General features: G+C 71.7%; 4 protein-coding genes, 1 tRNA gene and 1 pseudogene. 4 read left to right on the forward strand and 2 right to left on the reverse strand.

The window, feature by feature from the left end:
- Positions 1–650, reverse strand: a 650-nt coding sequence (locus tag AC1MIR_RS12115; RefSeq protein WP_480028408.1) for a cupin domain-containing protein, incomplete at its 3' end; no start/stop codon positions are given.
- 129 nt (positions 651–779) lie between these two features.
- Here AC1MIR_RS12115 and AC1MIR_RS12120 point away from each other — a divergent pair.
- A tRNA-Arg gene (locus AC1MIR_RS12120) sits at positions 780–856 on the forward strand.
- 219 nt (positions 857–1075) lie between these two features.
- Here AC1MIR_RS12120 and AC1MIR_RS12125 read toward each other — a convergent pair.
- Positions 1076–1876 carry a LuxR C-terminal-related transcriptional regulator gene (locus AC1MIR_RS12125; protein ID WP_480028409.1) on the reverse strand — a complete coding sequence of 267 codons (801 nt, stop codon included), beginning with the start codon at positions 1874–1876 and terminating at the stop codon, positions 1076–1078.
- A gap of 114 nt (positions 1877–1990) precedes the next feature.
- Between AC1MIR_RS12125 and AC1MIR_RS12130 the strand changes: the two genes are divergently transcribed.
- The 3 genes and pseudogenes from AC1MIR_RS12130 to AC1MIR_RS12140 all read left to right on the forward strand — a co-directional run.
- Entirely contained in the window at positions 1991–2884 is an 894-nt protein-coding gene (locus tag AC1MIR_RS12130; protein ID WP_480028410.1) for a beta-keto acid cleavage family enzyme, read from the forward strand.
- Positions 2885–2916: 32 nt separating this feature from the next.
- Positions 2917–3930: a TRAP transporter substrate-binding protein DctP gene (dctP, locus tag AC1MIR_RS12135; RefSeq protein WP_480028411.1), complete on the forward strand. Its 1014-nt coding sequence runs from the start codon at positions 2917–2919 to the stop codon at positions 3928–3930.
- Positions 3931–3932: 2 nt separating this feature from the next.
- Positions 3933–4127 (forward strand): annotated as a pseudogene (locus AC1MIR_RS12140) (hypothetical protein); the annotation flags it as partial.

A 4127-nucleotide genomic window follows, 5' to 3' on the forward strand; every position in this document is an offset into this window, starting at 1 on the left:
GGGGGGGGGGGCCGGGGGTGGGGGGGCTGGGCGCCCGGGGGCGGGGCGGGGGGGGCGCGGGGGGGCGCCGTCTCCGCATGCGCCATGGCGCCGTCCGGCAGGCGTTCCGCGAAGGAGGCCGCGAAGTGGCGGACGGTCGGGATGTCGAGCCCGTCCAGCCAGATCATCGGCCGACCGCTGGTGTTGCCGTGGTCGTGCCACTGCCAGTTCGGCGTCAGCACCAGGTCGAAGGGGCGCATCACCGCCTTCTCCCCATCCAGCGCGGTGAAGGCGCCGTCGCCTTCCATCACGAAGCGGAGCGCGCATTGCGTGTGCCGGTGGCAGGGCGCCACCTCGCCGGGCAGGATCAGCTGGAGCCCGGCATAGAGGCTGGTGGTGACGGCGGAGCTTCCGGGCATGCCGGGGTTCTCCAGGATCAGCACGCGCCGCTCCGCCTGCTCGGCGGTGATCAGGTCGCCGGCGCGCAGCAGATGCGCCCGGGCGGCCGCGTAGTGCCAGAGATGCGCCTGCGCCGGAGAACTCGGCGCCGGCGTGACCAGCGCGTGCAGGACCTCCCAGAGGGGATAGAGGTGCTGCGGCGCCATCTCCGCATAGAGGGCCTGGAGGAGGCTGCGGGCCTCGTTGGAGCCTGGGACGGGGCCATCGGTCATCGGCGTCATCCTCCGGCGCGGCAATCCGTCGCGCCTTGCTGGTCGGCCCGAGACTAGCCGACCCGCGGGGCGCCCGGAAATGGCCGAGGGCTTCCTTCCCGGTCCCGCTTTCGGTAATGAGGCCGGGACGGACCCGTAGCTCAGCTGGATAGAGCGTTGCCCTCCGAAGGCAAAGGTCGCACGTTCGAATCGTGTCGGGTCCGCCAGCTCTCACGCTGATCGAGAGGAACCGGGCTGCCGCTGGGCTCGACCTGGGCGCGGCTTGGCGCGTCGGGTTGCTGAAGGGTTGCGGGCGGGGGACATGATGCCGGCCGCCCGTCACGGGCATCGCCCCGGCGCAATCCCGCGCAAGCCGGTAGCCCGCTCAGCATCGATCCAGCATGGCTCCGGCCGCCTTGCGCCGCGCGAAGACCGCCGTCGCGCCGTCAGCGCCGCAGCGCCGCCTCGGTCCGATTGCGCGCGCCCAACCGCTTCAGCAGGGCCGAGACATGCAGCTTCACGGTGCCTTCGCCGAGCGCAAGCCGCTGCGCGATATCGCGGTTGGAAAGACCCTCCCGGAGCAGCCTCAGGATCTCGGCCTGGCGCGGCGTCAGCCCGTCCAGCTTCGGCGCCGCCTCGCCGGCCGCCTGCGCCAGGGAGGTCGCTGACGTCAGCGCCGCCTCCACCTCGGCCAGACGCTGCAGCGCCTCTTCCGCTCCCGGCAGCGCGGTGAGCGACGCCCGGAGGCGGCCGAGGGGGCGCGCGACATCCCGCAGGGCGACAGCCGAAAGGCCCGCGCCCGCCACTTCGCGCCGACGCGCCGCCTCCAGCGCCGCATCCAGCGCGGCGCGGGCCTCGTGACGGTCGGTGACGTCGAGCGCGACCCCGTCCCAGATCACGCTGCCATCCGGCAGGCGCCGCGGATGGCCGATGGACCGCACCCAGCGCGTGCCGCCCTCGGGGTGCGCGACACGCACCTCCTCGTCGAGCACGCCGAGCGTGGCGGCGGAGTGCTCGAGCGCGGCGACGAAGCGGGTGCGGTCGGGCTCGGGCAGCCATTCATGCCCGACGCTGCCGGCGGCGAGCAGCGCCTCGGGATCCAGCCCGAAGGTCTCGCGCACGGCGGGGCTGACATAGGTGTAGCGGTAGCGCCCGTCCGGCAGGCGCATGCGCTGCATGATGTGGCCGGGGAAGTGCGGCCCGAGCTCGTCCAGGAGGCCCGCGGGCGGTGGCGTCGGCTGTGACATATGCCGAAAGATATAGGATTCCTCCGGCATGGCCAGCGAAAAGCGAAACTCCTTGACCGAAAGGCATAGGCACGCGAAAGCTGCGCCCCGTCCTGGGAGGCGGGAACGTCGAGGGTGCGCAAGCTGATCATCGAGGCGCGCGTCAACGAGTACATGATGCGCGAGCAGGGCAATCCGAACGTGCCCTACACGCCGGAGGAGATCGCCCGGGATGCGGTGGCCTGCCGCGAGGCGGGCGCCGCCGTGCTGCACTTCCACGCCCGCAGGCCCGACGGCACGCCGGACCACGACGCTGCGACCTACGCGGAGACGGTGCGCCGCATCCGCGACGCCTCCGATATCCTGGTGCATCCGACGCTCGGCTACGTCACGCTCGACGCCGCGCCCGAGGCGCGCATCGCGCATATCCTCGAGATGACGAAGGATCCGCGCGGCGCACCGCATTTCGCGCCGATGGACATGGGCTCGGTGAACGTCGATCGCTACAACGCCCAGGCGCGCCGCTTCGAGACGACGGAGCTGGTCTATCGCAACTCCACCGGCACGTTGATGCACTTCGCCGGTGCGATCCGTGGCGCCGGGCTGAAGCCCTACCTGGTGTCCTGGACCGTCGGCTTCACGCGCTATGTCGGCGCCTTCATGGAGATGGGGCTGCTCGAGGAGCCGGGCTATCTCTGCTTCTGCCTCACCGACAACACCTTCCTCGGCGGCCATCCCGGCACGTTGCGCGGGCTGCAGGCGCATCTCGACTTCCTGCCGGAAGGCCGCCGCATCGAATGGACGGTGGTGAATTTCGGCGGGAACCTCTTCGCGCTCGCCGCCGCCGTCATCGCGCAGGGCGGGCATATCAGCATCGGCCTCGGCGACTACACCTATCACGAGCTCGGCCAGGCGGGCGTGATGCCGACGAACGCCGAGATCATCCGCCGCGTCGCGCAGATCGCGCGCGAGCTGGGCCGCGAGATCGCCACGCCGGACGAGGCGAAGGCGATGCTCGGCATGGCCTGACAACACCACGGGAAACAGGGAGACCCACGTCCATGATCCGTCGTCGCGCGCTGCTCGGCGCCGCACCCGCGGCCCTCGCGCTGCCCTTCGTCGCGCCGCCGGCGCTGGCGCAGGGCGTGACACTGCGCATGCAGCACTTCCTCGGCACCAATTCGGCGTTGCACCGCGTCACCACCGCCTTCGCCGAGGAGGTGAAGCAGAACACCGGCGGTCGGGTGACCATCTCGGTCCTTCCTGGCGGCGCGGTGGTGGCGCCGACGGAACTGCTGGACACGGTGCGCAACGGCATCCTCGACGGCCAGTTCGCGGCCCCGTCGTGGTTCGCCGCGAAGGATGCGGGCTTCGTCGTGCTGGGCGACACCGGCGCCACCTTCCGCAGCGTGGACACGCGCGACCGCTGGTTCAGCGAGGGCAACGGCGCCGATCTCGGCCGCGCGCTGTATGACCGCTTCGGCCTCTACTACGTGGACCAGTTCTACTGGCCGGGCGAGCACATCCCCTCGCGCCGCGCGCTGAACGGGGTGGCGGACCTGAACGGGCTGAAGGTGCGCTGCCCGCCGGGCATGATCGCCGAGGTGTTCGGCCGCGCCGGCGCGTCCGTGGTCAACCTGCCGCTGCCGGAGCTGTTCAATGCGCTGCAATCCGGCGTGGTGGATGCCGCCGACCAGGCCAATCCGGGCCTCAACTACGCCGTCGGCCTCTATCGCAATGCGCGCTTCTCGATCTCGGCGAACCATTCCATGCCGACCTGCGAGGTCTCCTTCTCGAAGCGCCGCTGGGACGGGCTGCCGGCCGAGGCGCGCCAGGCGATCGCCGCCGCGGTCAAGCGCATGTCCGCCGCGCACAAGGCCGCCATCGAGGCCGAGGACGCCGAGGCGCTGCAGAAGATGCGCGCCGAGGGCATCACCATCATCACCTGGCCGGAGAGCGAGACCGCGAAGCTCGGCCGCATCACCGCGGAGGTGCAGGACACCTACGCCGCGCGCGGACCGATGGCGAAGCAGATCCTCGACAGCCTGCGCGCCTTCCAGTCGCGGGTCGGCTGACATTGGAGCGTCTCGCGCTCGGCATCGGCCATGCGGCGGCCTGGCTGTTCCTGGTCGCCGCTGGCGTGACGGTGTGGGAGGTGACGGCGCGCTACGTCTTCGGCGCGCCGACGAGCTGGGCGCATGAGACCACGCCCCCGCTCTGCGCCGCCGGCGTCGCGCACGGCGGGGCCGTTGGCTTCGCGCGCCCCGCGCAG

It is taken from the genome of Falsiroseomonas sp. RANM36 (assembly GCF_056682175.1).